This is a genomic window from Castellaniella sp. MT123 (assembly GCF_039614765.1).
Taxonomy (GTDB): Bacteria; Pseudomonadota; Gammaproteobacteria; order Burkholderiales; family Burkholderiaceae_B; genus Castellaniella.
Map to the genome: position 1 here is coordinate 2899125 of NZ_CP154879.1, position 22483 is coordinate 2921607.

Genomic DNA, 22483 nt, shown 5'->3' on the forward strand with positions numbered 1-22483 from the left:
CGATGAAGCTAGCCACCCTCAAAAACGCGACGCGCGACGGCCAGCTGGTCGTGGTGTCCCGCGACCTGGCGCATTGCGTGGCGGTGCCCGGGATCGCGCCGACCCTGCAGGCGGCGCTCGACGACTGGGACGCCTGCGGGCCGGCGCTGCGCGCGGCCTACGACCGGCTCAATGGCGGCCACGATGCGGCGGCCCGCCCCTTTGATCCGGCGGCCTGCCATTCGCCGCTGCCGCGTGCCTATCAGTGGGCCGACGGCTCGGCCTATCTGAACCATGTCGAGCTGGTGCGCCGTGCGCGCAACAGCCAGGTGCCGGAATCCTTCTTCACCGATCCGCTCATGTACCAGGGCGGCTCGGACTCGTTCGTCGGCCCGCGCGATGCGATCGTGGCCGACACCGAGGACTGGGGCATCGACCTGGAGGCCGAAGTCGCCATCGTCACGGGCGACGTGCCGATGGGCGCCGCGCCCGAGCAGGCGGCCGACGCCATCCGGCTGCTGATGCTGGTCAACGACGTGTCGCTGCGCGCGCTCATCCCCGGGGAACTGGCCAAGGGCTTCGGCTTTTTTCAGTCCAAGCCCGCGAGCGCCTTCTCGCCGGTGGCGGTCACCCCCGACGAGCTGGGCGTGGCCTGGCGCGACGGCAAGGTGCACCTGCCGCTGCGCGTGGACCTGAACGGCGAGCCCTTTGGCTGCCCGAACGCGGGCCAGGACATGACTTTCAATTTTCCGCGGCTCATCGCCCATGCGGCGCGCACGCGGGATCTTGCCGCGGGCACGATCATCGGCTCGGGCACGGTCTCCAACAAGCAAGGCGGCCTGCACGGATCCAGCATGCGCAACGGCGGCGTGGGCTACTGCTGCATCGCCGAGGTGCGCATGTACGAGACCATCGAAGGCGGGGCGCCGGTGACGCCCTTTATGCGCTTTGGCGACCGGGTCCGCATTCACATGGAAGACGCCCAAGGGGCGGATATTTTCGGCGCCATCGAGCAGACCGTGGCGCGTCGGCAGGCGGGCTGAACCTTATGCGCGAGCTCTATTCCTATTTCCGCAGTTCCGCCGCCTATCGGGTGCGCATCGCGCTGGGCATCAAGGGCCTGGATTACCGCATTGTGCCCATCCATCTGCTCAACGGCGGCGGCGAGCAGCACGGCGCGGACTACCTGCGCCGCAACCCCGAGGGCCTGGTGCCGGCGCTGGCCGACGGCGGCCATGTCCTGACCCAGTCGCTGGCCATCATGGAATACCTGGACGAGGCGTATGCGGGCGCACCGTTGCTGCCCGCCGACCCGCTGGCGCGCGCCCGGACACGCGCCTTGGCGCTATTGATTGCCTGCGATATCCACCCGCTGAACAATCTGCGCGTGCTGCGTTGGCTCGCCCACGAGATGCGGGTGGACAAGGATGTGCGCGACGCCTGGTACCGCCACTGGATCGAGATCGGGTTCCAGGCACTGGAGGCGCGGCTTCAGTCGCCGGACACTGGCCTGTGCTGTCATGGTGACACTCCCGGCATGGCCGACTGTTGCCTGGTGCCCCAGGTCTACAACGCGCAGCGCTACGACATGGATCTCTCGGCCTATCCGACGGTCGCGCGCATCGCTGCGCACTGCGAGACTCTGCCCGCGTTCCAGGCCGCGCATCCGGACGTGCAGCCCGACGCGGCCTGATTGGGCATTGGCATGTTCCGGTAGTCGCCTGAACATACCGGCCGCCGAGCATCCGTATCAGAGTCTGGGATGCCCGGAGGCGATCGTCATTCCTTCCATGAATCCAGGTACCCCGGCACCTTGACGGTGTCGGTCGCCGGGTCCAGTTCCAGCGGATAGCGCGAATCGATCATCACGGCGACTTCGTCCGTGTATCTGCGTTCGCCCTTGTTGTTGGCGGCCGCCGCAGCGTAGGCCTTGGGGTGCGGGCCATGATGGAAGCCCGACGGATGCAGGGTGAACATGCCTGGTTTGATGTTGTCGCGGCTGAAGAAATTCCCCTGGTGATAGAAGATCGATTCGTCGAATTCGTCGTTGTTGTGATAGAACGGCACCTTCAGGGCACCCGGATCGCTTTCAATGGGGCGCGGCGCGAATGTGCAGACGATGATGGTGTTCGACAGGAAAGTCGCGTGCACGGTCGGCGGCAGGTGGTAGCGGTCCGACAGCAGCTCGCGGATGTCGCGCCAGTTCAGTTTCACGGGCACGCAGTCGCCATGCCAGCCGGCCGCGTCCAGGAAGTTGTAGGGGAACGTGACGGTCGTGACCTGTTGGCGGCGCTTGGCGCGCACACGGGTTTCGGTCTCGCTGTACTGGGCCTTGAATGCCTCGTCGATCTTCGGGGTGTCCAGCACGGCCAGATCGAACTGGGCGTGGCGGCCGGCGATGCCGCGTTCGGGCAGCATGAACAGGTCCTCGGTGGCCTCGATCGTCAGGACCTCGTTGCGCACGGACGTCTCCAGGCGCCAGGTGGTGCCGCGCGGGATGTTGATGTAGTCGCCTTCGCGGTAGCTCATGTGGCCGTAGTCGCAGAAGAACTCCCCCTCGCCCTTGTGGAAGAACAGGATCATGTCGCCGTCGCCGTTGCGGGCCAGATCGGGCATGGGCACGTCGAACTTCCAGAAGCAGACCTGGGTCTGGGCGTTGTGCATGAAGCGGCGCGCCTTCCAGGGGCAGGGTGCGCTGTCGTCGAGGCGATTGAGATCCAGCAGGGTCAGTTCCAGCGGGCCTTCCCAATGGGTCCAGCCGGTGGGCTTATGGGTATGCAGGATATGGCTGGCCGGGCCAAAGAAGCCATTGCGCCCGTGTTCGCGCTCGTACAGACCGTCGGGGATGTCGGCGTGGGCCTGGCGGGTGTAGATGCCTTCCGCTTTGGGGAAGGCGATGGTGTTTTTCATGTGTGTCTCCGGAAATCTGTTATAAATGAATTAACAGCGTTATTGTAAAAATAACAATGACAATCTAAGGTACGTGACATGGTGCGTCAAACAGTTTTTCCCGATGGATTGATCGGGCAGGCTTGTGGTCCCGGCAACGGGTGCGCCGCGCCGGTTCCGGGCCGATGGCGGGTGGCGTCCCCGCCGCATTGGGGTTGCCGATGAGCCGACCCGCTCCGGCCGCGGACGTCCCCGGCATCCAGTCGCTCGAAATCGGGCTTGGTCTGTTCGACTTGCTGGCGCGCCAGGGATCACCCTGCGGGCTTTCCGATCTGGCGCGCCAGGCGGGCATGCATCGGGCTAAAGCCTACCGCTACCTGGTCAGTCTGGCGCGGGCCGGCTGGGTGTCGCAGGACGAACAGGGCAATTACGCCGTCGGTCCTGCGATGCGCGAACTGGCCGTGCTCTGGCTTGGCCGTCAGGATCCGATCCAGCTGGCCAGTGCCGAAGCACGGACGCTGGCGCAGTCTCTGGGCCAGACCTGTTTCGTGGCGATCCCGGGACAGGCAGGGGCTACCGTCGCGCGGGTGTTCCAGCCGGACCGGGTGGTCTCGATCAACATTGCCGAGGGTGCAGTGCTGGATGCGAAATCCTCGGCTTCGGGGCGGGCGTTCGCCGCCTGGCGGGATGACGGCCGTTGCGGCCTGTCGCGGGCGGTGCGCCAGCATATCCGGACTTTGGGGCTGGCTGTCGTCGAAGGGGAGCATGTATCCGGCGTCAATGCGCTCAGCGCGCCGGTTTTTGATGCGCAGGGAGGGGTGGCGGTGGTGCTGACCCTGGTTGGGCCGGCGCCCACGTTGCCGGCGGATGCCGGCGGCGCGACTGCGAATGGTCTGCGGGCGGCGGCGCGTCGGGTGTCCGCGGCGCTGGGGGCGCCGGCGCCATAGGCTGTCACACGGGGTGACAGCCCATCGGGAGACGCCGATTCGCCGTCGCGGGCGGATCGGCCCCGGCAATCAGTCGATCAGCTTCCAGTGGCCACGGCTGATTTCCAGCATGCGGAAGGCCTTCAGGCCCAGGCCCATGTGGTCGGTCGGCGACAGATTGAATTCGCCGCCCGTGCCCATGAAACCATGGGTCTGCTCGATGGCGTCGCGCACCTTGGCCTTGTCGGTCGTGCCGGCGCGCTTGACCGCATCGACGTAGATCATCAGACCATCGTAGGCGTGGCCGCCGAAGGTCGAGACATCCGTCTTCCAGTGATCCTTGAAGGCCTTGGCATAGGCGGTGACGATCGGCTTTTGCGGGTCTGTGTCCGGCAGCTCATTGGCGACCACCAGGGCGGCGCAGGGCAGGCGCACGCCTTCGGAGGCGTCACGGGTCAGCTTGATGAACTCGTCCGAGCACACGCCGTGAGACTGGTACAGCGGCAGCTTGATCCCCAGTTGCTTGTAATTGCGGGTGACCAGCGCGGGGCCCTGGCCCAGGCCGAAGACCATGACCGCCTGGACGTCGGGGTTGTTCTTGATCTTGGTGAGCTGCGGGCTCATGTCGGTGTCCTTGGGCCCGTAGGTTTCCTGGGTCACGATCTGGATGCCGTACTTGGGGGCGACGATTTCGGATTCCTTCTTGCCGGATTGGCCGAATCCGCTGGTTTCGCTGACCAGCGCGATCTTGGTGATGCCGCGCTTTTTCATGTCCTCGAAGTCTTTTTCGGCCGCCATGCGATCCGTGTGCGGGGTCTTGAAGACCCATTTTTTCACCGGGTCGACGACCACCACGGCGCCAGCCAGGGATATGAACGGGATGCCCGCCTTTTCGACCAGCGGCACCATGGACATGGTGGAACCGGTCGTGGTGCCGCCAATGATGGCGTCGACTTTGTCGTCATAGATCAGGCGCTTGGCGAAGCTGTTGGCCTTGTTGGCGTCGGTGCCGTCATCGTAGGACACCAGTTCCAGCGGACGGCCCAGGACGCCGCCCGCCTTGTTGATGGATTCGACGTACATCTGCAGGGTCTTGACCTCCGGGTCGCCCAGGAAGGCGGCCGGACCGGTGGCTGACAGGATCGAGCCGATCTTGATGGGTTCCGCCGCGCTGGCGGTCATGCCGAGGGCGGCCAGCGCCATGCCGGCAGCCCAATGCTTGATGGATGGTTTCATTGTGTTGTCTCCTCGGGTGGTGGGGATGCGGGTTCAGTGCTGCTTCGGCCGGTCGTCGAAGACGCGTCGCGCCTTGCCGGTCTGTGTTCGCGGCAGTTCGCCGTAGTGCATGACTGTGACTCGGGTGGAAATCCCGATGTTGGTCTTGATGTGGTGCTGCAGCAGGCGCCCGATCTGCCCGACTTGCTCGCCCGACAGCGCGTCGGCATCGTGCTGCAATTCGCAGCGCACCTCGACGTTGTCCAGATGGCCATCGCGGGAGACCAGGATCTGATAGTTGCCGTTGAGCTGAGGGTCGCGCAGGATCTGTTCCTCGACTTGCGTGGGGAAGACGTTCACCCCCCGGATGATCAGCATGTCGTCGGATCGGCCCGTGATGCGCCCCATGCGGCGGAAGCTGCGCGCGGTAGGTGGCAGCAGCCGCGTCAGGTCGCGGGTGCGGTAGCGGATGATGGGCAGCGCTTCTTTGGTCAGCGAGGTGAAGACCAGTTCGCCTTCCTCGCCATCGGCCACGGGTTCACCCGTGTCGGGGTTCAGGATCTCGGGGTAGAAGTGGTCTTCCCAGATGACCGGACCGTCCTTGGACTCGATGCATTCGGATGCCACGCCGGGCCCCATGACTTCGGACAGCCCGTAGATGTCCACCGCGTCCAGTCCCAGTTGGCGTTCGATCTCGCTGCGCATGCCTTCGCCCCAGGGTTCGGCGCCGAAGATGCCGACCTTCAGGGAAATATCGTCGGGCGCGATGCCCTGGCGTTCGAACTCTTCCGCAATCACCAGGGAATACGACGGGGTCACCATGATGATGTCCGGTCTCAGATCCATGATGAGCTGGACCTGCTTTTCCGTCTGGCCGCCCGACATCGGGATGACCGTACAGCCCAGGCGTTCCGCCCCATAATGCGCGCCCAGGCCGCCCGTGAACAGACCGTAGCCGTAGGCGACGTGCACCGTGTCGCCCCGGCGGCCGCCTGCCGCGCGGATGGACCGCGCCACCAGGTTCGCCCAGGTGTCGATGTCCTTTTGCGTGTAGCCCACGACCGTCGGTTTGCCAGTCGTCCCTGACGACGCGTGCAGGCGCGCCAGGCGTTCGCGTGGGACCGCGAACATGCCCAGCGGGTAATTGCGGCGCAGGTCTTCCTTGGTGGTGCAGGGAAACTTGCGCAGATCGTCGAGCGTGCGCAGGTCGTCCGGGTGGACGCCGCGGGTGTCGAAGGCCTTGCGATAGTGCGGGACATTGTCGTAGGCGTGGCGCAGTGTCTCGCGCAGGCGTTTCAACTGCAACGCGGTGATCTCGTCGCGGCTGGCGGTCTCGATGGCTTCGAGGTCGCCCGGTTTGACTGTTTTGACGGGCATGTGTTGTCTCCTTGATGAATATTCTGTGTGGTCCGCGTCAGTCAGGCCGAGAGCCTTGGCCGTCCAGGGATTCCGTCACCAGCCCCTGGATGCGGTGCGATTTTCCGCGAAACAGAGCGATGTCGCGCTGGGTGGTCAGATTATGGACGGTGATGTCGTAGACGCCGGTGCGTCCGCCCTGGGTGCGTGCCTGGGCGTGGGCCTGCAGGCGGTCGCCCTGATGGGCCGGCGCCAGGAAGTCGATGTGGCACGCCGAGGCAACCGTGTTGTGGTTGTCGCTGTTGCACGCATAGGCGAAGGCGGTGTCGGCCAGGGTGAAGATCATCCCGCCGTGGCAGATGCCGTGGCCGTTGAGCATGTCGCCGCGCACCGCCATCGATAGCCGGGCGCTGCCCGGAGCGATGGAGTCCAGGTGCATGTCCAGGGCCTGTGCGGCATGGTCGCGCGACCACATGGCGGCCGCGACGGTTTCGGCCAGGGATTGGGGGGCGAGGGCTTCATGCATTGTCTCAGTCTCCGGTGAAATGGGCGGGCCGCTTTTCCATGAAGGCGGCAACGCCTTCTGCGTAATCCTGCCGCCAGCCCAGTTCGCGCATGAAACCGGCTTCCATGTCCAGCTGCTGTTCGAGGGTGTGCAGGCCGGAAGCCTGCATGGCCTGGCGGGTGCGCACCAGGGCGCGAGTCGGCGCCTGGGCGAGGATCCGGGCCAGGCGGTCGGTTTCCGCGGCAAAGTCGGCATCCGCCACGCAGGACCAGATCAGACCCCAGTCGGCAGCCTGGCGGGCGGGCAGGCGTTCGGCCAACAGGGCCAGGCCCATGGCGCGCGCCAGGCCGACGCGCCGGGGCAGCACCCAGGTCCCGCCGGTATCGGGGATCAGGCCAATCTTGCTGAAGGCTTGCAGAAAGGACGCGGATTCGGCGGCCAGGGTCAGGTCGCAGGCCAGCGCAAGCGATGCTCCGGCGCCGGCGGCGATGCCGTTGACGGCTGCCAGCGTCGGCACGCGCAGGTTCTGCAGCGCCAGGATCAGCGGTCGATAGAGGCGTTCGACGGTTTCGCCCAGGTCGGGCTTGTCGCCGCTATTGATCCGCGCGGCGCGGTCGCCCAGGTCCTGGCCGGCGCAGAATCCGCGTCCGGCACCGGTGAGGACCAGGACGCGGACCCGCCGGTCGTTCTGGATCTCGTCGAGCGCCTGACGCAGGGCCAGGTGCATAGTTTCGTTGAAGCTGTTGAGCTTGTCGGGGCGGTTCAGCGTGATGCGGGCGATACCGTCCTCATGGCTGACGAGGATGGGTTGTTCTTCGGTCATTGTGGGATTCCCGTGCGGGTTCATGCGTGGCGGCGGCGCTGCACGACGCGGAAGCGGTTGGCGACGAACGCCGAGTCGGCATATGAGGCGTTTGCAGCCGGGTTGCCGCCCGTGCCGTGGAAGTCGGAATAGGCGGCCGACTGATTGACATAGACGCCACCCGTGAAATTGATCGACAAGGCGACCTTGGCGCGCCAGGACGACTGGATCGAGGCGTCGATGACGTCTTCCCGCGTGCTGTAGATGGACCATGTCAGGGCACCGTGCCGGCGGGTCAGATCCTCGACCAGGGCGAGGGCCGCCGCCGTATCCGGGGCACGTACCAGGAAGCTGATCGGGCCGAACTGCTCCTGGGAAAAGTGCGTGGTGTCCTGGGCATCGCAGGTCAGCAACACCGGGGTGCGCACGCGGGCCTGAGGGAAGTCCGGGTTGACGATGGCGCGCGGTGACAGCACCACCTGCCCCAGGGCGCCCGCGGCTGCCTGGTCGATACGCCGCAAGGTGTCATCGGACTGGATGGCGCCCAGGACGGCCGTGGCGACCTCGGGCTTGGAGAGGAACTGATCGATGGCGGCGGCCAGGTCCTGGCAGACTTGCTCGTATGACTTGTGACCGTCGTCCGTGTCGATGCCGCCCGCTGGGATCACCAGCGCCTGCGAAGTCGTGCACATCTGCCCCGAATACAGCGACAGGGTGAAAGCCAGGTTGCGCAACATCCCCTGGTAGTCGTCGGTCGAGTCGATGACGATGCTGTTGACGCCGACAAGTTCCGCGTAGACCTGGGCCTGACGGCAGTGATCCAGCAGCCAGCGGCCGAAGGTATTGCTACCGGTATAGTCGATCGAATGGACGTCGGGGTGGGTGTAGAGGGTGTGCGCCGCCTCGTGCGAGACGGGTAGACACAGCGTGACCAGGTCGGGATCCAGGCCGTTTTCCGCCAGTACAGCCCGGATGGTGCGCACCGTGATCGCCGCCGGCAGCACGACGTGTCCGTGGGGTTTCAGGATGACGGGGTTGCCGGTGGCCAGGGCCGCGAACAGGCCTGGATAGGTGTTCCAGGTGGGGAATGTGGCACAGCCGATCACCACGGCCACGCCACGGCCGATGATCTCGTAGTGTTTTTCCATGACTAGCGCCGGGTGCTTGCCCTGCGGCTTTTCCCAGGTGCTGGTGGCGGGAATGAAAGACATTTCGCGCCACGCATACGCGACGGCTTCCAGGCCGCGTTCCTGGGCATGCGGGCCGCCGGCCTGAAAGGCCATCATCCAGCCCTGGCCGCTGGTCATCATGACCGCGTGAGCGATTTCGAAGCTCTGGCGGTTCAGACGCTGCAGGATTTCCAGACAGATGCCGACCCGGCCTTCGGCGCCCAGTGCCTGCCAGGCCGGCATGGCGCGTAGCGCGGCGTCCATGAGCGCCTGCGGGTCGCAGACCGGGTAGCGCACGTCCAGGGCCAGCCCGTAAGGGGACTTTTCATCCGTGTGCCAGCCGGCCTGGCCCGGCTGGTCCAGTTCGAACGGTTTGCCCAGATGGCCCTGAAAGGCGGCTCGCCCCGCCTCGGGGGCTTCGTCGCCGTAGGCCTTGGGGCTGGGGTTCTCGGAAAAGGCGGCCCAGTAACCGCGTTCGGCGATGGCCCGCAGGGCGCCATCGAGAAGCGGTCTGTGCTGTTCGAACAGGGGGTGCGGCATGATGTCCTCCGGCTTCGGCTCGCCGAAGCAATCAATACGTAATTAGCTTGTTTTCACGATTCAATGTATCACTTAAAAGCAGCTTGTTTCTAGATCGATATCATTTATCTTGATAGCTGATGAATTAATCATAAAATAAAATAGATGTTGATAAACAATTGGTTGTCAATATAAATCATAGGATTCATAGACCCGTAACAGGGTCGTAAAGGAAAACCCTAAGCAATAAGCGATACAAAAAAATTGACAATCATTGATGTGAAGTAACATGATAGCGGCGTAGTACCAAATGCCCGTCACATGAATGGGCACCACATGATCCTGCCCTCGACCCGATTCGTCGGATCGCCCGACCTCTGAAGGAGACAAGCATGTCCAGCAAGGAACGTTACGCGGACAAGATGGAATTTCCGCCCGCCATCGAACAACCCAATGTCTATCCGTTGTCCTGGCACCGGAAGACGCAGAAACTGCAGGAAGTCTGGGAAGCCTCCCTGCGTGAATACTGGGAACCGGAAAAACTGCCCTGGGATTCGCTCGACGTCGAGAGCTATTCCTGGGAAGAGCGCGAGTCCATCGCCTACTGGTGGACGCTGCTGTCCGTGTTCGACGCCTCGGCCCCCCCGGTGTTCGCCGAAGCCCTGATCAAGACCTATGAAGTGCACGAGGAAGATCCGGTGCGCAAATGCTTCTTCTCGGTCACCAGCGACGAGCAGAACCACGAGATCATGTGCGGCCTGTCGATCACGAAGCTGCTCGACCATCCGGACCCCCTGACCTACGAGCCGAAGACCGAGATCGGCCGGAAACTGCAGAAGAACGCTCAATGGCTGTATTTCAATGGCGCGCGCTACTGGAATGGCTACAAGAACGCGGTCCCCAAATACGACCTGGCCGTGCTGTTCAGTTCCTTCCTGATGGGTGAAATCGCCGCCGCCACCATCTTCAAGCAGATGTACGAGAACACGCGCGAGCCGGTCTTCAAGGAAGCGTTCAAGAACATCGGCCGCGATGAAGGCCGCCACATGGCGATCTGTATGGCCGTGATGGAACGCGACTACCCGGGCCTCAGTGATGAATACAAGTCCGTGGTCACCCGGCAGATTCGCGCCGGCTACCTGTTCCTGTCGGCTGTTTTGTTCGAGCCGCCCATGGAATTCTGGGATCTGCCGGAAGACTTCATCGCCAACCAGCGTGCGGGCGAGGAAATCGCCCGCAATGCCGGGTTCGGCATCCCCACCTACGAGGCGAAGCTCGAAAACTGGCGCAATGCGATGATTAACCTGAAGGGGGTGCTGGATCGTTACGACATCCCGTTCCCAGCGATCCCGGAGGTGGGGATCACCGGTCACGAGATCTCTGACGTGGAAATGCAGGACATCATTCCGGTGTTCTGACGCTGGCGATCTTTCATCGACCCACAGGTCCTGTCGCCCGCGGCTGACGGGACCATCCGAATTCATTCGAGAGCACTATGGCACGCATCACCATTGAACCTTCCGGCAAATCAGTGGAATGGAAGGAGACCGACACCGCCTTGATGGCGCTGGAAAAGGCGGGGTACGCGCTGCCCAACAACTGCCGGGCGGGGGCCTGCGGGGAATGCAAGGTCAAGGTGGTGTCGGGTCAGTACGACCAGGGCATGGTGCTCGATATGGCGCTGTCCGCCGAGGAACGCCATCACGGCTACGGTCTGATGTGCATGGCGAAGCCGATTTCCGACGAGATGGTGATCGAATGGGGGACGGCCGATGCGCGCCCCAAGCTGTTTCCCCCGAGGGAAGGTGCGCTGTTCGTATTGATCGATCGCCGCGAACTGACCCCCCGCACGCTGGAAATCCGCCTGCGGCCAGTGGGCAAACCCATCCGGTACTGGCCGGGTCAGTACGTCACATTGGGCGATGAGCGCGCCGGCGTTCCACGCCGCGCCTATTCGATCGCCAATGCCCCCCGCCACGATGGCGAGATCACATTGCAGGTTGCCCGGGCCGATGACGGGGTGACCAGTGCATGGATCCACGATACCCTCAAGCTGGGTGACAGTATCAAGATCAATGGCGCCTATGGCACCTTCATCGGCGATCCCTCGGCCGATACGCCCGTGCTGTGCCTGGCGGCGGGGACGGGGCTGGCGCCCATCCTGGATCTCGCCGAGGCGGCGCTGCAGCGCGGCTATCGCAAGCGGGTCGACATGATCTTTTCCGCCCGCGCCTGGGAAGATGTCTACGGCGGGGGCCTGATGTCGTGGTGGCGCACCAAGCATCGGAATTTCGACTATAAAATAACGCTCACGCGCGAACAGCGGGAAGGCTGTCTGCAGGGTCGCATCAATACGATCCTGCCGGGGCTATATCCCGATTTGTCCGCGCATAGTGTTTTCATCGCCGGCAGTCCGGAATTCGTCGATTCCTGTGTCGCAACCGTCAAATCCCTGGGGGCCCGTGATGAATTCATCCACAAGGAAGGCTTCTTTGCCGTGCAGAATGTTCGTGCGCAGGGCCGCTCCTCGTCCTGAACTTTTTTGTTCGCCGCCCTGCGGCGGGTCCGCGCCTTGATTCCAGCCATTCAGCAGCGTCTTGACCGATTTCGCCAGCAGCAGCGGGTTCGCGCGGGCTCGCTGATCATGACGGTCTTCGGCGATGCCGTCCTGCCCCGCGGCGGCCGGATCTGGCTGGGTAGCCTGATCCAATTGCTCGAACCACTCGGGCTGAACGAGCGGCTGGTGCGCACCTCGGTCTTCCGGCTCGCAAAGGAACAATGGCTGCGCGCCGATGCCCATGGGCGCCGTGCCGACTATGTGCTGACGTCATCGGGTCAGTTGCGCTTCGAAGAGGCCTCCCGCCATATCTATGCATCGCATGCCCCGATCTGGGATCGCCGCTGGCGCCTGATCCTGGTGGTGGGCGATCTGGATGTCCGGCAGCGGGACCACCTGCGTCAGGCCCTGCAGTGGCAGGGTTTCGGGACGGTGGGGGGGGATTGCTTCGTCCATCCGTCGACCGATCTCGAGGCGGTGTTCGATGCGCTGGCGGCCGACGGACTGCAGGATGTCCTGGGCAGTCTGCTGCCGCTGTTGGCGGCCGATTCCCGCACGGCGCGCAGTGCCTCCGATGCCGATCTGGTGGCGCGCGCCTGGAATCTGGATCGTCTGGCCGAGTCCTATGCGACCTTCGTATCCGATTACCTGCCGATCCTCGCCGAACTTCGCCGGGACCGGATGGCGCGCATCGAGCCCCGGGAAGCCTTCCTGCTGCGCGTACTGCTGATCCACGACTACCGGCGTCTTCTGCTGCGCGACCCCGAGCTGCCCGAAGTGCTGTTGCCGTCCGACTGGCCGGGCCAGACGGCGCGCCTGTCCTGCCGGGAACTCTACCGGCGCCTGGCCGAGCCGTCCGAATGGCATCTGGACACCCACATGCGTCTGGCCGATGGCGTCATGCCCGAACGCCGGACCGACGGCTTCGAGCGCTTCCCCATCGACGATCCCCTGTCCGCGATCTCCGTGTAGGGTTCCGTGCGGCCGGGCCGTGCGATTCGCCCTCGTGTTTTCGGTCGCCCGCGGCCTGCCCGGCAGGCATCGCGCAAACACGGTCCATCCCGTTCATGATACGGATAACAACTCAATATAGATTGAATTGGTGTTGTATCTGGCTAACTTGATTCAGCAGAATCACTGATGAATGAATCAGATAAGCTGAACTTACTCTGATCGTTTTCCCGAGTGAGTGTCGGTAATTCATCAGCCAGTATTGAACAATCCGGACAAGTTCTCTATCTTTGCGTTGATACCAAACATCTATCAATTTTCATGATGTTTGTAATGTATTGGATCCGGGGATGCACTTTCCGATTCCGTACCCATTCGCACCGGAACGCCGACAAACCGCTGGCTGCCCGACATTGGAGACCATCCGTGCAAGCCGAGTTCCTGCAATTCCTGTTTTCGGGGCTCACCGTCGGGGCGACCTATGCCCTGGTGGCCCTGGGATTCAACCTGATCTACAACGCCAGCCATGTCATCAACTTCGCCCAGGGCGAATTCGTCATGCTGGGTGGCATGCTGGCAGTATTCTTCACCCAGATCGGCCTGCATTGGGGGGTGGCCTTCGCGCTGGCGGTACTGCTGCCCGCCGGGGTGGGTGTGCTACTGGAAAAGATCGCGATCGAACCCGTCAAGGACGCGGAAACCGTCACCCTGATCATCATCACGATCGGCGCGTCCCTGGTGATTCGTGGGCTGGCGCAGGTCTGGTTGGGAAAGAACGCGCACAGCCTGCCGCCGTTCTCCGATCATGAGCCGATGTTCATCCTCGGCGCCATGTTGCTGCCGCAGAGCCTGTGGGTGTTCGGGGTGACCGCGCTGGCGGTGGTGCTGCTCTGGTATTTCTTCAGCCGCACGCTGGCGGGCAAGGCCATGCTGGCCACCGCCTACAACCATGTTGCCGCGCAACTGGTCGGGGTCAGCACCGGCTGGGTACTGCTCGTCAGCTTCGCACTGGCCGCCGCGCTGGGCGCCCTGGGGGGCATCCTCATCGCTCCGATCACGCTGACCTCGTACGACGTGGGCATCATGCTGGGCCTCAAGGGTTTCGTGGCGGCCGTTCTGGGTGGGTTGGGCAATGGCCTGGGGGCCGTGGTGGGCGGGTTGCTGTTGGGCATCCTGGAAGCCATGGGGGCGGGATACGTGTCGTCCGCCTACAAGGACGCCATCCCCTTCGTTCTGATCCTGCTGGTGCTGTTCTTCATGCCGCGCGGCTTGTTCGGCGGCCGTTCCACGGATCGGGTGTAAGCATGCGCAGACAATCGATGATCGGGCTGATCGTTCTGGCCGCCGTGCTCGCGGTGGTGCCCTTTGCCGTACCCAACAGCTACTTCCTGGACATTGCCATCCGCATGGCGATCAATGCGGTGATCGTGATCGGCCTGAACCTGTTGGTCGGCTATGCCGGACAGATCAGTCTGGGGCATGCGGGTTTCGTGGGCATCGGGGCTTACGCCTCGGCTGTGCTGCCCACGCATCTGGGCTGGCACCCCCTGGCCGCCATGATCGCGGGGGCCGCCGCCGCGGGCCTCCTGGCCCTGATCGTGGCGCGCCCCATTCTCAAATTGAAGGGCCACTATCTGGCCATGGCGACGCTGGGGCTGGGCATCATCATCAATATCGTGATCCGCAACGAGGCCGCCTGGACCGGCGGGCCCGACGGCATGCCGGTGCCGTCCATGACGCTGTTCGGCTACGACATGGTGCGTGACCTGCAATGGTACTGGGTGATGGCCATCGTGCTGCTGCTGACGACCTGGGGGGCGCTCAATCTGATCGACTCTCCGTTTGGGCGCGCCTTGCGCGGCCTGCATGGTTCGGAAACCGCCTCGCGTGTCGTGGGGGTGGACGTTCCCCGCTACAAGGCGGCCGTCTTCGTGCTCTCGGCCATCGCGGCCAGCCTCATGGGCAGCGTCCTGGCGCATTACGTCGGTTTCGTGACCCCCGAAGTCGCCAATTTCTTCCATTCGATCGAGTTGATCACGATGGTGGTGGTCGGCGGCATGGCCTCGGTGTTCGGGTCCATTCTGGGGGCCGTGCTGCTGACGGCGCTGCCCCAGGCGCTGGCCACCTTCGAAGGCTGGGAAGTCGTGGTGTTTGGCGCGATTCTGATGCTGTGCATGATCTTTCTGCCACGCGGGCTGGTCCCGTCGCTGGCGGCCCGGCTTTCCAGGGGAGACTGAACCATGGCGTTGCTGGAAGTCGAGAACCTGTCCGTGCGGTTCGGCAATGTCCGGGCGGTGCAGGATGTCAGCTTTTCCGTGGATGCCGGCATCGTGTATTCGGTGATCGGACCCAATGGCGCGGGCAAGACCACGCTGTTCAATCTGGTGACGGGCGTCTATTGTCCCGAATCGGGCACGATCCGCCTGGATGGCCGCGAAATCCAGGGCTGCGACCCCAGCCGCCTGGCCGGCTTCGGGGTGGCGCGCACCTTCCAGAATCTGCAGGTCTGGATGAACATGAGCGCGCTGGAAAACGTCATGGTGGGTGCCCACCTGCATCTGGATCGCAATCTGTTCAAGGCGCTGCTGCGCCTGCCGTCCATCCGGCGTGGCGATGCTGTCCTGCGAGAGAAGGCCGCCGAACTGATGCGCTTTGTCGGTCTGGATGCGTATGTGCGCACACGCGCCGACAGCATGCCCTATGGGGCGCTCAAGCGTCTGGAGATCGCCCGGGCGCTGGCCATGCAGCCGCGCCTGCTGTTCCTGGACGAGCCCGCCGCCGGTCTGAATCCCAAGGAAACCCAGGAAGTCGACGCCCTGGTGCGGCGCATCGCCGATACCGGGGTCACTGTTGTCCTGGTGGAACATGACATGAAGATGGTGATGAACCTGTCCGACCGCATCCTGGTGCTGGACTACGGCAAGCGCCTGGCCGAAGGCACGGGCGCCGAGGTCCGGCGCAATCCGGACGTCATCGCCGCTTATCTCGGCGGTCACGCCTGAACGGAAATCCGCATGCACGCACTCGACATCATTCAGGAAGAGCACCGCAATCTGTGGCGCATTGCCATTACCATCGACTGGGTCGCCAACGATCTGGAAACCGGCCAGCCGGTCGATGAAGCATTCTTCACCGCCCTGTTCGACTATATCCGTGAATTCATGGATGGCTGTCATCACGCAAAGGAAGACCAATATCTGTTCCTGGCCCTGCGCCGGCGCAGCCCCGAGGCCGCCGCTGTATTGGACCGCCTGGAGGCCGAGCACCGCGAAGGGCCGCAGCATCTGCAGGCCCTGCGTGCGTTTCTGGGGCGCGATACCGGGGGACTGGCCGGCAACGCGGATTTCATCGCCGGCCTGCGCCGCTATGCCGCAGCGCTCAAGCACCACATCCAGTCCGAGGAAAAGGACGTGATTCCTCTGTCGCGGGCGATCCTGCAACCCGAGGACTGGGCCGGGATCACGGCGGCCTTCGGCGATCACCAGGATCCGCTATTTGGCGAGCAGGCGCGCGCCGAATACCGCGAGCTCTACCACCGGATCGTGTCCCTGGCGCCCGATACCATCGGTCTGGGGGGGCGCAGCGCGGGTGGTTTCAAACATCTCGATGCCGCCCGTGCCGCGCGTGAGCCGCTGCTTCAAGTCAGGGGCCTGAAGTCCTGCTATGGCCGCATCCAGGCGCTCAACGGCGTCGACCTGGAAGTCCACAAGGGCGAACTGGTCGCGCTGGTGGGGGCCAACGGGGCCGGCAAGACCACCTTTCTGCGCACCCTGTCGGGTATTCAGTCCATGAGCGGCGGCAGCATCCGCTTCGCCGGCCAGGATCTGGGCCGTGTGCGGGCGGACCGGCGAGTACGCGCCGGGATCTGCCATAGTCCGGAAGGCCGGCAGGTATTCGGGCCCCTGTCCATCGAGGATAACCTGCGCCTGGGCGCCTATCTGCGCCAGGGCGCGCAGGTGGCCGAGGATCTGGACCGGGTCTATGCCATGTTTCCCGTACTGTACGAGAAGCGTCAGTTGCCGGCCGGCACGCTGTCGGGCGGCCAGCAGCAGATGCTGGCCATCAGCCGGGCCCTGATGGGGCGCCCGCGCCTGCTGCTGCTCGACGAGCCATCGATGGGGCTGGCGCCGCTGCTGGTCGAGGAAGTCTTCAACGTCATCCGCACCCTGAAGGCGCAGGGGATGACGATCCTGTTGGTTGAACAGAATGCCTTTGCCGCGCTGGGCATCGCCGATCGGGCCTATGTCCTGGAAACCGGCAATATCGTACTGTCGGGTACCGGGCAGGACATGATCCGCAACGAGCAGGTCCGCGCGGCCTATCTGGGCATGTAGCCCCTTGGGTGTTCCGCCCTCCGGGCGGGGATGCCGCAGCAATTTTTTCAGGAATCCATCCATGAGCAAACAATTCGCCTCGGTAGCCGATCTCGAGGAAAAGAAGACCACCTTTTCCCGCCTGTCCGAGCATTGCTGGTCGTATACCGCCGAGGGCGACCCGAACACGGGGGTCATCATCGGCGACGATTCCGTGCTGATCTGCGATACGCTGGCCACCCCGGTGATGGCGCAGCGGCTGATTGCCACGATCCGCCGGCTGACGGACAAACCCATCAAATATGCCGTGCTGTCGCACTACCATGCGGTGCGGGTGCTGGGGGCATCGGCGTATCGCGCCGAAGGGCTGCAGGAAATCATTGCCAGCCGCGGCACCCACGAGATGATCGTCGAGCGCGGCGCTCAGGACATGCAGTCCGAATATGAACGGTTTCCACGCCTGTTCCAGGATTTCGACGCGATCCCGGGGCTGACCTGGCCCACCCTGGTGTTCGATGACGGGATCAGCCTGTGGATGGGCAAAGACCTGGAGGTGCGAGTTTTTCATCCCGGCTCCGGCCACACCAAGGGCGATACCGTCGTCTGGGTGCCATCCGAGCGGGTGCTCTTTTCCGGCGATCTGGTCGAATACGATGCCGCTTGCTACACGGGCGACGCCCAGTTGACGGAATGGCCGGCCACCCTGGATGCGCTGGCTGCCCTGCAGGCGGAAAAACTGGTGCCGGGACGCGGTCCGGCCCTGGATTCGCCTGAACGCGTCGCGGCGGGCCTGGCCTATACGCGGGATTTCGTGACGACCCTGTTCGGCGCCGCCTGTGAAGCCCACGCCCAGGGATTGGATCTGAAGCAGGCCATGGCCCATATCCGGCGATCCATGGACCCCAAGTTCGCCGATGTGTTCATCTACGAGCACTGCTTGCCGTTCGATGTGGTGCGCGCGATGGACGAGGCGTCCGGGGTGACGCACCCGCGGATCTGGACGGCGCAGCGCGACAAGGAAATGTGGCACGGACTGCAGTCCTGATCATGACCGGTAGCCTGTGAGGAGACGAGACTTATGCAGAGCACCTATGAATATCCGAAATATGCCTTCCAGGCTCCTCGCGAGCTGCAAGGCAAACCATCCCAACGCTATCCGGTCGTGGTGGTCGGCGCCGGACCGGTGGGCCTGGTGGCAGCCATCGATCTGGCGCAGCAGGGCGTGCCTGTGGTGCTGCTCGATGACGACGATACCGTCTCCGTGGGGTCGCGGGGGGTCTGCTATGCCAAGCGCGTGCTGGAGATCCTGGATCGTCTGGGGGTGGGGAACGACTGCGTCGACAAGGGCGTCAGCTGGAGCGTCGGCCGCACCTTCTTCCGTACCGAAGAGGTCTACTGCTTCAATCTGTTGTCGCAACCGGATCATCGCCGCCCGGGCATGATCAATCTGCAGCAGTATTACCTCGAGGAATTTCTCGTGCGCCGGGCGCGGAAGCTGCCCTTGCTGGATCTGCGATTTCGCAGCAAGGTCATCGGCTTGCAGACGCAGGAGCAGGGGGTCACGCTGCAGGTCGAGACACCCGAAGGTGAATATTCCCTGGCCGCCGACTGGCTGATTGCCGCCGACGGGGCGCACAGCAGCATCCGGCGCGCGATGGGGCTGGAGGTCGAGGGCAAGGTCTTCATGGACCGTTTCCTGATCGCCGATGTGGTGATGAAGGCCGATTTTCCCGCCGAACGCTGGTTCTGGTTCGACCCGCCCTTCCATCCGGGGCAGTCCGTCCTGCTGCATCATCAGGCCGACAACGTCTGGCGTATCGATTTCCAGCTTGGGTGGGATGCCGATCCCGAGGAACAGAAGCGGCCGGAAAACGTCATTCCGCGCATCAAAGCCATGCTGGGCGAGGAACACGAATTCGAGCTGGAATGGGTCAGCGTCTATACCTTCCAGTGCCGCCGGATGGCGCAGTTCCGCCATGGCCGCGTCCTGTTCGCTGGCGATGCCGCGCACCAGGTGTCGCCTTTCGGCGCACGGGGGGCGAATTCCGGTATCCAGGACGCCGACAATCTGATCTGGAAGCTGCGGCTGGTCCTGGAAGACAAGGCTCCCGAAACCCTGCTGGACACCTATTCCGAGGAACGCACCTTCGCCGCCACCGAGAATCTGCGCAATTCCACCCGCTCGACTGATTTCATCACCCCCAAGACGCGCGTATCCCTGGCGTTTCGCAATGCCGTGCTGGATCTGGCGCGCCAGTACCCCTTTGCCCGGGCGCTGGTCAATTCAGGCCGGTTTTCAGTGCCGTCCATCCAGGCGGAGTCCAGCCTCAATACCCCGGATACCGCGGAATTCGCCGGCGACATGGTGCCGGGCGCTCCGTGCGACGATAGTCCCATGCGTGCGCAGGTGGACCATTTCTGGCTGCTGGACCGCCTGGGCAACCGGTTTCAGTTGCTGGTCTACGTCGATCAGCCGTCCGACGTTCATCAGGCCGCCGCCCTGCAGGGGCTGATGGGCGGCGACATACCGATCGATGTGATCCTGGTGTCCCCCTCGGGCGGGCGTTCGCCGCACGGCCTGAGGGTCTTCGAAGATTATTCGGGCCGGTTCGCCGAGCGGTACGACGCCCGTGATGGGTCCGCCTGGCTGATCCGGCCCGATCAGCATATCGCCGGGCGCTGGCGTTCGCCGGATGCCGCCCGGATCCGTGCCGCCGCCGCCCGTGCCACCTGCCGTCAGGAGTGAATCCATGGCCTTGAATCTGAATCTGAATTTCGGCGAGCCAGGCCGCCACTATGTGCGGGCCTACGAGCCGGGCGATGACTTCTACGAAGCGTTGGTCGAGCTGCACCGCGATCTTAGCGACGAGCAGAGCCAGCAGGTCAACGCCCGGCTGATCTTGCTGCTGTCCAATCACATCGGCGATCTGTCCGTGTTGCGCGAAGCCATGGCCATCGCGCGGGAGGGCGCCGTGGGCTGATCCTGTGATCCGCTGTCTCAGGCGCGGAACCAGCCCTTGCGGATCGGCCAGGCGAACGCCAGTCGGTAGATGGGCTCGATCGCGCGCCGCAGGCTGGGGATCAGTCGATTGCGCAGTGGCAGGCACAGGATGGCCGCGATGACGGCGGTGATCAGGGCACCCGCCATATCCAGTGGGAAATGTACGCCCATGTAGATGCGCGCCCAGGCAACCGGCAACCCCAGCAGCCCCAGGATGATCGCGGCGCGGCGCCGCACGGGATGCACCCAGAGCCCCGCGCAGATCGCCCAGATGAAGCTCAGGTGGTTGCTGGGAAAGGACGCGGTCGGCTCGTGCGGCATGTACTGGTGCCCCAGGCCAATGACGAAGGGCCGGGGATGGAACCACAGCCGGGCGATCCCCCAGGACAGGATCATGGCCACAATGGCGCTCAGGACGGCCTGCAGCAGGGCTTCACGTCCGGCGGCATCGGCGCGCAGCCAGTTCAGGACGACATACAACGGAAACACGTAGACCAGGCCATTGGCCAGAAGACGCCCGAGCAGCAGGCCGAAGGCCGATGGATTCGTGGCATTGATCCATAGAAACAGGGTTTCGTTCAGGTGTTCCATAGGGCGATCGGGGATGGGATGCGAAGGAAGGCAGCATAGCACCAGTACCCGGTCCGCCCGGCCCGTGGGCCCGGATTTCCGGGCCCTCTTTTGTCACCGGGTGTTCCCGCGTCCGTCAGTGCGCGAGGCTCTTGGCCGGTGTGCGCGGATCCGCGTGCGGTGTGGCGCTCTGGTCGTGGCCCGTGCCGGCGGCGAAGACGGAAGGTTTGTCGGGATTTCCCGTCGTCAGGTGGTTGAACAGCAAGTTCAAAAGAATCGCCATGATGGCCGCCGAACTGATGCCGGAATGAAAGATCGTGGCGACCCAGGCGGGGAAATGGTCGTAGAAGTGCGGCGCGGCGATGGGGATCATGCCAAAGCCCACCGAAGTCGCCACGATGATCAGGTTCATGTTGTTCTCGTAATCGACCCTGGCCAGGGTCCGGATGCCGCTGGCCGCCACCGTGCCGAACAGCACCAGGCCTGCGCCGCCCAGGACGGATGCCGGCACGGCTGCGATCACGCGCCCCAAGACGGGCAGCAGACCCAGCACCAGCAGAATGATGCCGCTGGTGGCGACGACGTAGCGGCTTTTCACGCCGGTCACGGCCACCAGGCCCACGTTCTGGGCGAATGCGCTCTGGGTGAACGAGCCGAAGACGGGGGCCACCATGCTGGAGACCATGTCGGCGCGCAACCCGTCGCCCAGGCGGCGGGAGTCGATCGGGGTCTTGATGATGTCGCCGACGGCCAGGATGTCGGCGGAGGTCTCGACCAGCACCACCAGGATGACGATAAACATCGACAGGATGGCGGCGGGATGGAATTCGGGCATGCCGAAGTGGAACAGCGTCGGCACGGCGAAGGCCGGACCATCCATGACCCTGGAAAAGTTCGTCATGCCGGCGCCCCAGGCGATCATCGTGCCCAGCACCATCGCCAGCAGGATGGACAGACGCGAGATCGTCGCATTGCCCAGCTTGCTGAGCAGCAGCACGATGACCAGGGTGGCGGCGGCCAGGCCGATGTTGGCTGTGCCGCCGAAGCCGGGTGCCTTGGCATTGCCGCCCATGGCCCAGTGCGCCGCCACCGGCATCAGGGACAGCCCGATGGTCGTGATGACCGACCCTGTCACCAGGGGCGGGAAAAACCGGATGATCCGGGAAAAGACCGGGGTGATCAGAAACCCGAGCAATGCCGCCGCCATGACGGCGCCAAAGACCGATGGCAGGCTTGCGCCGGCGCTCAGGATCGCCAGGATCGTGGCGACGCTGGCAAACGACACCCCTTGCACCAGCGGCAGCTGGCAACCGAAAAACGGCAGGCCCAGGGTCTGCAGCAGCGTTGCCAGGCCGCCCATGAACAGGCAGGATGCGATCAGAATGCCGATCTCGGCGGGTGCCAGGCCGGCTGCCTGGCCGACGATCAGCGGCACGGCGATAATGCCGCCGTACATGGTCAGAACGTGCTGGAATCCGTACAGAATGTTGGCGGGCAACCCCAGATGTTCGTCTTCGGGGCGTTGCTGTCGGGTGAGGGCAGGGGTGTTCAAAACAGTCTCCATCCTAATTATTGTCGCGAATCCGGTGCGAGTTCATTTTGAACTCCGAACCTATTTTCGGGGCGTAAGGCGGAGCATATCCTCTATCGAAATGGTCTTATATTGATGCCCGTCCATAGGGATTTCCGCTAGGGACATTCTGAACAAGTCTGGCCGTCGGAGATGCCTTC

21 protein-coding genes and 1 pseudogene are annotated in these 22483 nt (G+C 64.0%); 14 read left to right on the forward strand and 8 right to left on the reverse strand.

Going from position 1 to position 22483, the window contains the following annotated elements; all coding sequences use genetic code 11:
* Window positions 1–2 precede the first annotated feature (2 nt).
* Window positions 3–1022 (forward strand): fumarylacetoacetate hydrolase family protein, encoded by a 1020-nt coding sequence (locus ABCV34_RS13680; RefSeq protein ID WP_345796772.1) that lies wholly within the window; start codon window positions 3–5, stop codon window positions 1020–1022.
* Between the two features lie 5 nt (window positions 1023–1027).
* A complete protein-coding gene (gene maiA / locus ABCV34_RS13685; protein ID WP_345796773.1) occupies window positions 1028–1672 on the forward strand; it encodes a maleylacetoacetate isomerase in 645 nt (214 codons plus the stop codon).
* Window positions 1673–1758: 86 nt separating this feature from the next.
* On the opposite strand, the gene ABCV34_RS13690 is transcribed toward maiA, so the two are convergent.
* Window positions 1759–2889 carry a homogentisate 1,2-dioxygenase gene (locus ABCV34_RS13690; RefSeq protein ID WP_345796774.1) on the reverse strand — a complete coding sequence of 377 codons (1131 nt, stop codon included), beginning with the start codon at window positions 2887–2889 and terminating at the stop codon, window positions 1759–1761.
* Window positions 2890–3089: 200 nt separating this feature from the next.
* On the opposite strand from ABCV34_RS13690, the gene ABCV34_RS13695 reads away from it, so the two are divergent.
* On the forward strand, window positions 3090–3815 hold the full coding sequence (locus ABCV34_RS13695; RefSeq protein WP_345796775.1) for an IclR family transcriptional regulator: 726 nt from the start codon (window positions 3090–3092) through the stop codon (window positions 3813–3815).
* Window positions 3816–3884: 69 nt separating this feature from the next.
* On the opposite strand, the gene ABCV34_RS13700 is transcribed toward ABCV34_RS13695, so the two are convergent.
* From ABCV34_RS13700 to paaN, 5 genes are all read right to left on the reverse strand, one after another.
* The gene (locus ABCV34_RS13700) at window positions 3885–4997 is read right to left on the reverse strand and encodes an ABC transporter substrate-binding protein (RefSeq protein ID WP_345798787.1); all 1113 of its coding nucleotides are present in this window, start codon (window positions 4995–4997) and stop codon (window positions 3885–3887) included.
* Between the two features lie 66 nt (window positions 4998–5063).
* Window positions 5064–6386 (reverse strand): phenylacetate--CoA ligase PaaK, encoded by a 1323-nt coding sequence (gene paaK, locus ABCV34_RS13705; RefSeq protein ID WP_345796776.1) that lies wholly within the window; start codon window positions 6384–6386, stop codon window positions 5064–5066.
* Window positions 6387–6423: 37 nt separating this feature from the next.
* Window positions 6424–6891: a hydroxyphenylacetyl-CoA thioesterase PaaI gene (paaI, locus tag ABCV34_RS13710; protein WP_345796777.1), complete on the reverse strand. Its 468-nt coding sequence runs from the start codon at window positions 6889–6891 to the stop codon at window positions 6424–6426.
* A 4-nt stretch (window positions 6892–6895) separates the two neighbouring features.
* Entirely contained in the window at window positions 6896–7693 is a 798-nt protein-coding gene (gene paaG, locus ABCV34_RS13715) for a 2-(1,2-epoxy-1,2-dihydrophenyl)acetyl-CoA isomerase PaaG (protein WP_345796778.1), read from the reverse strand.
* A gap of 20 nt (window positions 7694–7713) precedes the next feature.
* Window positions 7714–9381: a phenylacetic acid degradation protein PaaN gene (gene paaN, locus ABCV34_RS13720; protein ID WP_345796779.1), complete on the reverse strand. Its 1668-nt coding sequence runs from the start codon at window positions 9379–9381 to the stop codon at window positions 7714–7716.
* 371 nt (window positions 9382–9752) lie between these two features.
* Between paaN and ABCV34_RS13725 the strand changes: the two genes are divergently transcribed.
* From ABCV34_RS13725 to ABCV34_RS13775, 11 genes and pseudogenes are all read left to right on the forward strand, one after another.
* Complete coding sequence (locus ABCV34_RS13725; protein WP_345796780.1) at window positions 9753–10778, forward strand: hypothetical protein; 1026 nt, start codon at window positions 9753–9755, stop codon at window positions 10776–10778.
* A gap of 77 nt (window positions 10779–10855) precedes the next feature.
* Window positions 10856–11896 (forward strand): 2Fe-2S iron-sulfur cluster-binding protein, encoded by a 1041-nt coding sequence (locus tag ABCV34_RS13730; protein ID WP_345796781.1) that lies wholly within the window; start codon window positions 10856–10858, stop codon window positions 11894–11896.
* 36 nt (window positions 11897–11932) lie between these two features.
* Window positions 11933–12889, forward strand: coding sequence for a phenylacetic acid degradation operon negative regulatory protein PaaX (paaX, locus tag ABCV34_RS13735; protein ID WP_345796782.1), 957 nt, complete (start codon window positions 11933–11935; stop codon window positions 12887–12889).
* Window positions 12890–13294: 405 nt separating this feature from the next.
* The gene (locus ABCV34_RS13740; protein WP_345796783.1) at window positions 13295–14170 is read left to right on the forward strand and encodes a branched-chain amino acid ABC transporter permease; all 876 of its coding nucleotides are present in this window, start codon (window positions 13295–13297) and stop codon (window positions 14168–14170) included.
* A 2-nt stretch (window positions 14171–14172) separates the two neighbouring features.
* Window positions 14173–15105 carry a branched-chain amino acid ABC transporter permease gene (locus tag ABCV34_RS13745; RefSeq protein WP_345796784.1) on the forward strand — a complete coding sequence of 311 codons (933 nt, stop codon included), beginning with the start codon at window positions 14173–14175 and terminating at the stop codon, window positions 15103–15105.
* 3 nt (window positions 15106–15108) lie between these two features.
* A complete protein-coding gene (locus tag ABCV34_RS13750; protein WP_345796785.1) occupies window positions 15109–15870 on the forward strand; it encodes an ABC transporter ATP-binding protein in 762 nt (253 codons plus the stop codon).
* Window positions 15871–15882: 12 nt separating this feature from the next.
* A pseudogene (locus ABCV34_RS13755) lies at window positions 15883–16230 on the forward strand (hemerythrin domain-containing protein); the annotation flags it as partial.
* 270 nt (window positions 16231–16500) lie between these two features.
* On the forward strand, window positions 16501–17202 hold the full coding sequence (locus tag ABCV34_RS13760) for an ABC transporter ATP-binding protein (RefSeq protein ID WP_345798788.1): 702 nt from the start codon (window positions 16501–16503) through the stop codon (window positions 17200–17202).
* Window positions 17203–17263: 61 nt separating this feature from the next.
* Window positions 17264–18226: an MBL fold metallo-hydrolase gene (locus tag ABCV34_RS13765; RefSeq protein WP_345796786.1), complete on the forward strand. Its 963-nt coding sequence runs from the start codon at window positions 17264–17266 to the stop codon at window positions 18224–18226.
* Window positions 18227–18259: 33 nt separating this feature from the next.
* On the forward strand, window positions 18260–19927 hold the full coding sequence (locus ABCV34_RS13770; protein WP_345796787.1) for an FAD-dependent oxidoreductase: 1668 nt from the start codon (window positions 18260–18262) through the stop codon (window positions 19925–19927).
* Between the two features lie 4 nt (window positions 19928–19931).
* Window positions 19932–20162 (forward strand): DUF2783 domain-containing protein, encoded by a 231-nt coding sequence (locus ABCV34_RS13775; protein WP_345796788.1) that lies wholly within the window; start codon window positions 19932–19934, stop codon window positions 20160–20162.
* Between the two features lie 17 nt (window positions 20163–20179).
* Here ABCV34_RS13775 and ABCV34_RS13780 read toward each other — a convergent pair whose 3' ends face one another.
* Both ABCV34_RS13780 and ABCV34_RS13785 read right to left on the reverse strand, forming a co-directional pair.
* A complete protein-coding gene (locus tag ABCV34_RS13780; RefSeq protein WP_345796789.1) occupies window positions 20180–20773 on the reverse strand; it encodes a phosphatase PAP2 family protein in 594 nt (197 codons plus the stop codon).
* Between the two features lie 115 nt (window positions 20774–20888).
* A complete protein-coding gene (locus ABCV34_RS13785) occupies window positions 20889–22316 on the reverse strand; it encodes a nucleobase:cation symporter-2 family protein (protein WP_345796790.1) in 1428 nt (475 codons plus the stop codon).
* Between the last annotated feature and the right edge of the window lie 167 nt (window positions 22317–22483).

Excerpts from the sequence above, each read along its gene's own strand:
- ABCV34_RS13680 (WP_345796772.1), top strand. The coding sequence starts at position 3 with ATGAAGCTAGCCACCCTCAAAAACGCGACGCGCGACGGCCAGCTGGTC.
- maiA (WP_345796773.1), top strand. The coding sequence starts at position 1,028 with ATGCGCGAGCTCTATTCCTATTTCCGCAGTTCCGCCGCCTATCGGGTG.
- ABCV34_RS13690 (WP_345796774.1), bottom strand. The coding sequence starts at position 2,889 with ATGAAAAACACCATCGCCTTCCCCAAAGCGGAAGGCATCTACACCCGC.
- ABCV34_RS13695 (WP_345796775.1), top strand. The coding sequence starts at position 3,090 with ATGAGCCGACCCGCTCCGGCCGCGGACGTCCCCGGCATCCAGTCGCTC.
- ABCV34_RS13700 (WP_345798787.1), bottom strand. The coding sequence starts at position 4,997 with ATGGCGCTGGCCGCCCTCGGCATGACCGCCAGCGCGGCGGAACCCATC.
- paaK (WP_345796776.1), bottom strand. The coding sequence starts at position 6,386 with ATGCCCGTCAAAACAGTCAAACCGGGCGACCTCGAAGCCATCGAGACC.
- paaI (WP_345796777.1), bottom strand. The coding sequence starts at position 6,891 with ATGCATGAAGCCCTCGCCCCCCAATCCCTGGCCGAAACCGTCGCGGCC.
- paaG (WP_345796778.1), bottom strand. The coding sequence starts at position 7,693 with ATGACCGAAGAACAACCCATCCTCGTCAGCCATGAGGACGGTATCGCC.
- paaN (WP_345796779.1), bottom strand. The coding sequence starts at position 9,381 with ATGCCGCACCCCCTGTTCGAACAGCACAGACCGCTTCTCGATGGCGCC.
- ABCV34_RS13725 (WP_345796780.1), top strand. The coding sequence starts at position 9,753 with ATGTCCAGCAAGGAACGTTACGCGGACAAGATGGAATTTCCGCCCGCC.
- ABCV34_RS13730 (WP_345796781.1), top strand. The coding sequence starts at position 10,856 with ATGGCACGCATCACCATTGAACCTTCCGGCAAATCAGTGGAATGGAAG.
- ABCV34_RS13745 (WP_345796784.1), top strand. The coding sequence starts at position 14,173 with ATGCGCAGACAATCGATGATCGGGCTGATCGTTCTGGCCGCCGTGCTC.
- ABCV34_RS13750 (WP_345796785.1), top strand. The coding sequence starts at position 15,109 with ATGGCGTTGCTGGAAGTCGAGAACCTGTCCGTGCGGTTCGGCAATGTC.
- ABCV34_RS13765 (WP_345796786.1), top strand. The coding sequence starts at position 17,264 with ATGAGCAAACAATTCGCCTCGGTAGCCGATCTCGAGGAAAAGAAGACC.
- ABCV34_RS13770 (WP_345796787.1), top strand. The coding sequence starts at position 18,260 with ATGCAGAGCACCTATGAATATCCGAAATATGCCTTCCAGGCTCCTCGC.
- ABCV34_RS13775 (WP_345796788.1), top strand. The coding sequence starts at position 19,932 with ATGGCCTTGAATCTGAATCTGAATTTCGGCGAGCCAGGCCGCCACTAT.
- ABCV34_RS13780 (WP_345796789.1), bottom strand. The coding sequence starts at position 20,773 with ATGGAACACCTGAACGAAACCCTGTTTCTATGGATCAATGCCACGAAT.
- ABCV34_RS13785 (WP_345796790.1), bottom strand. The coding sequence starts at position 22,316 with ATGGAGACTGTTTTGAACACCCCTGCCCTCACCCGACAGCAACGCCCC.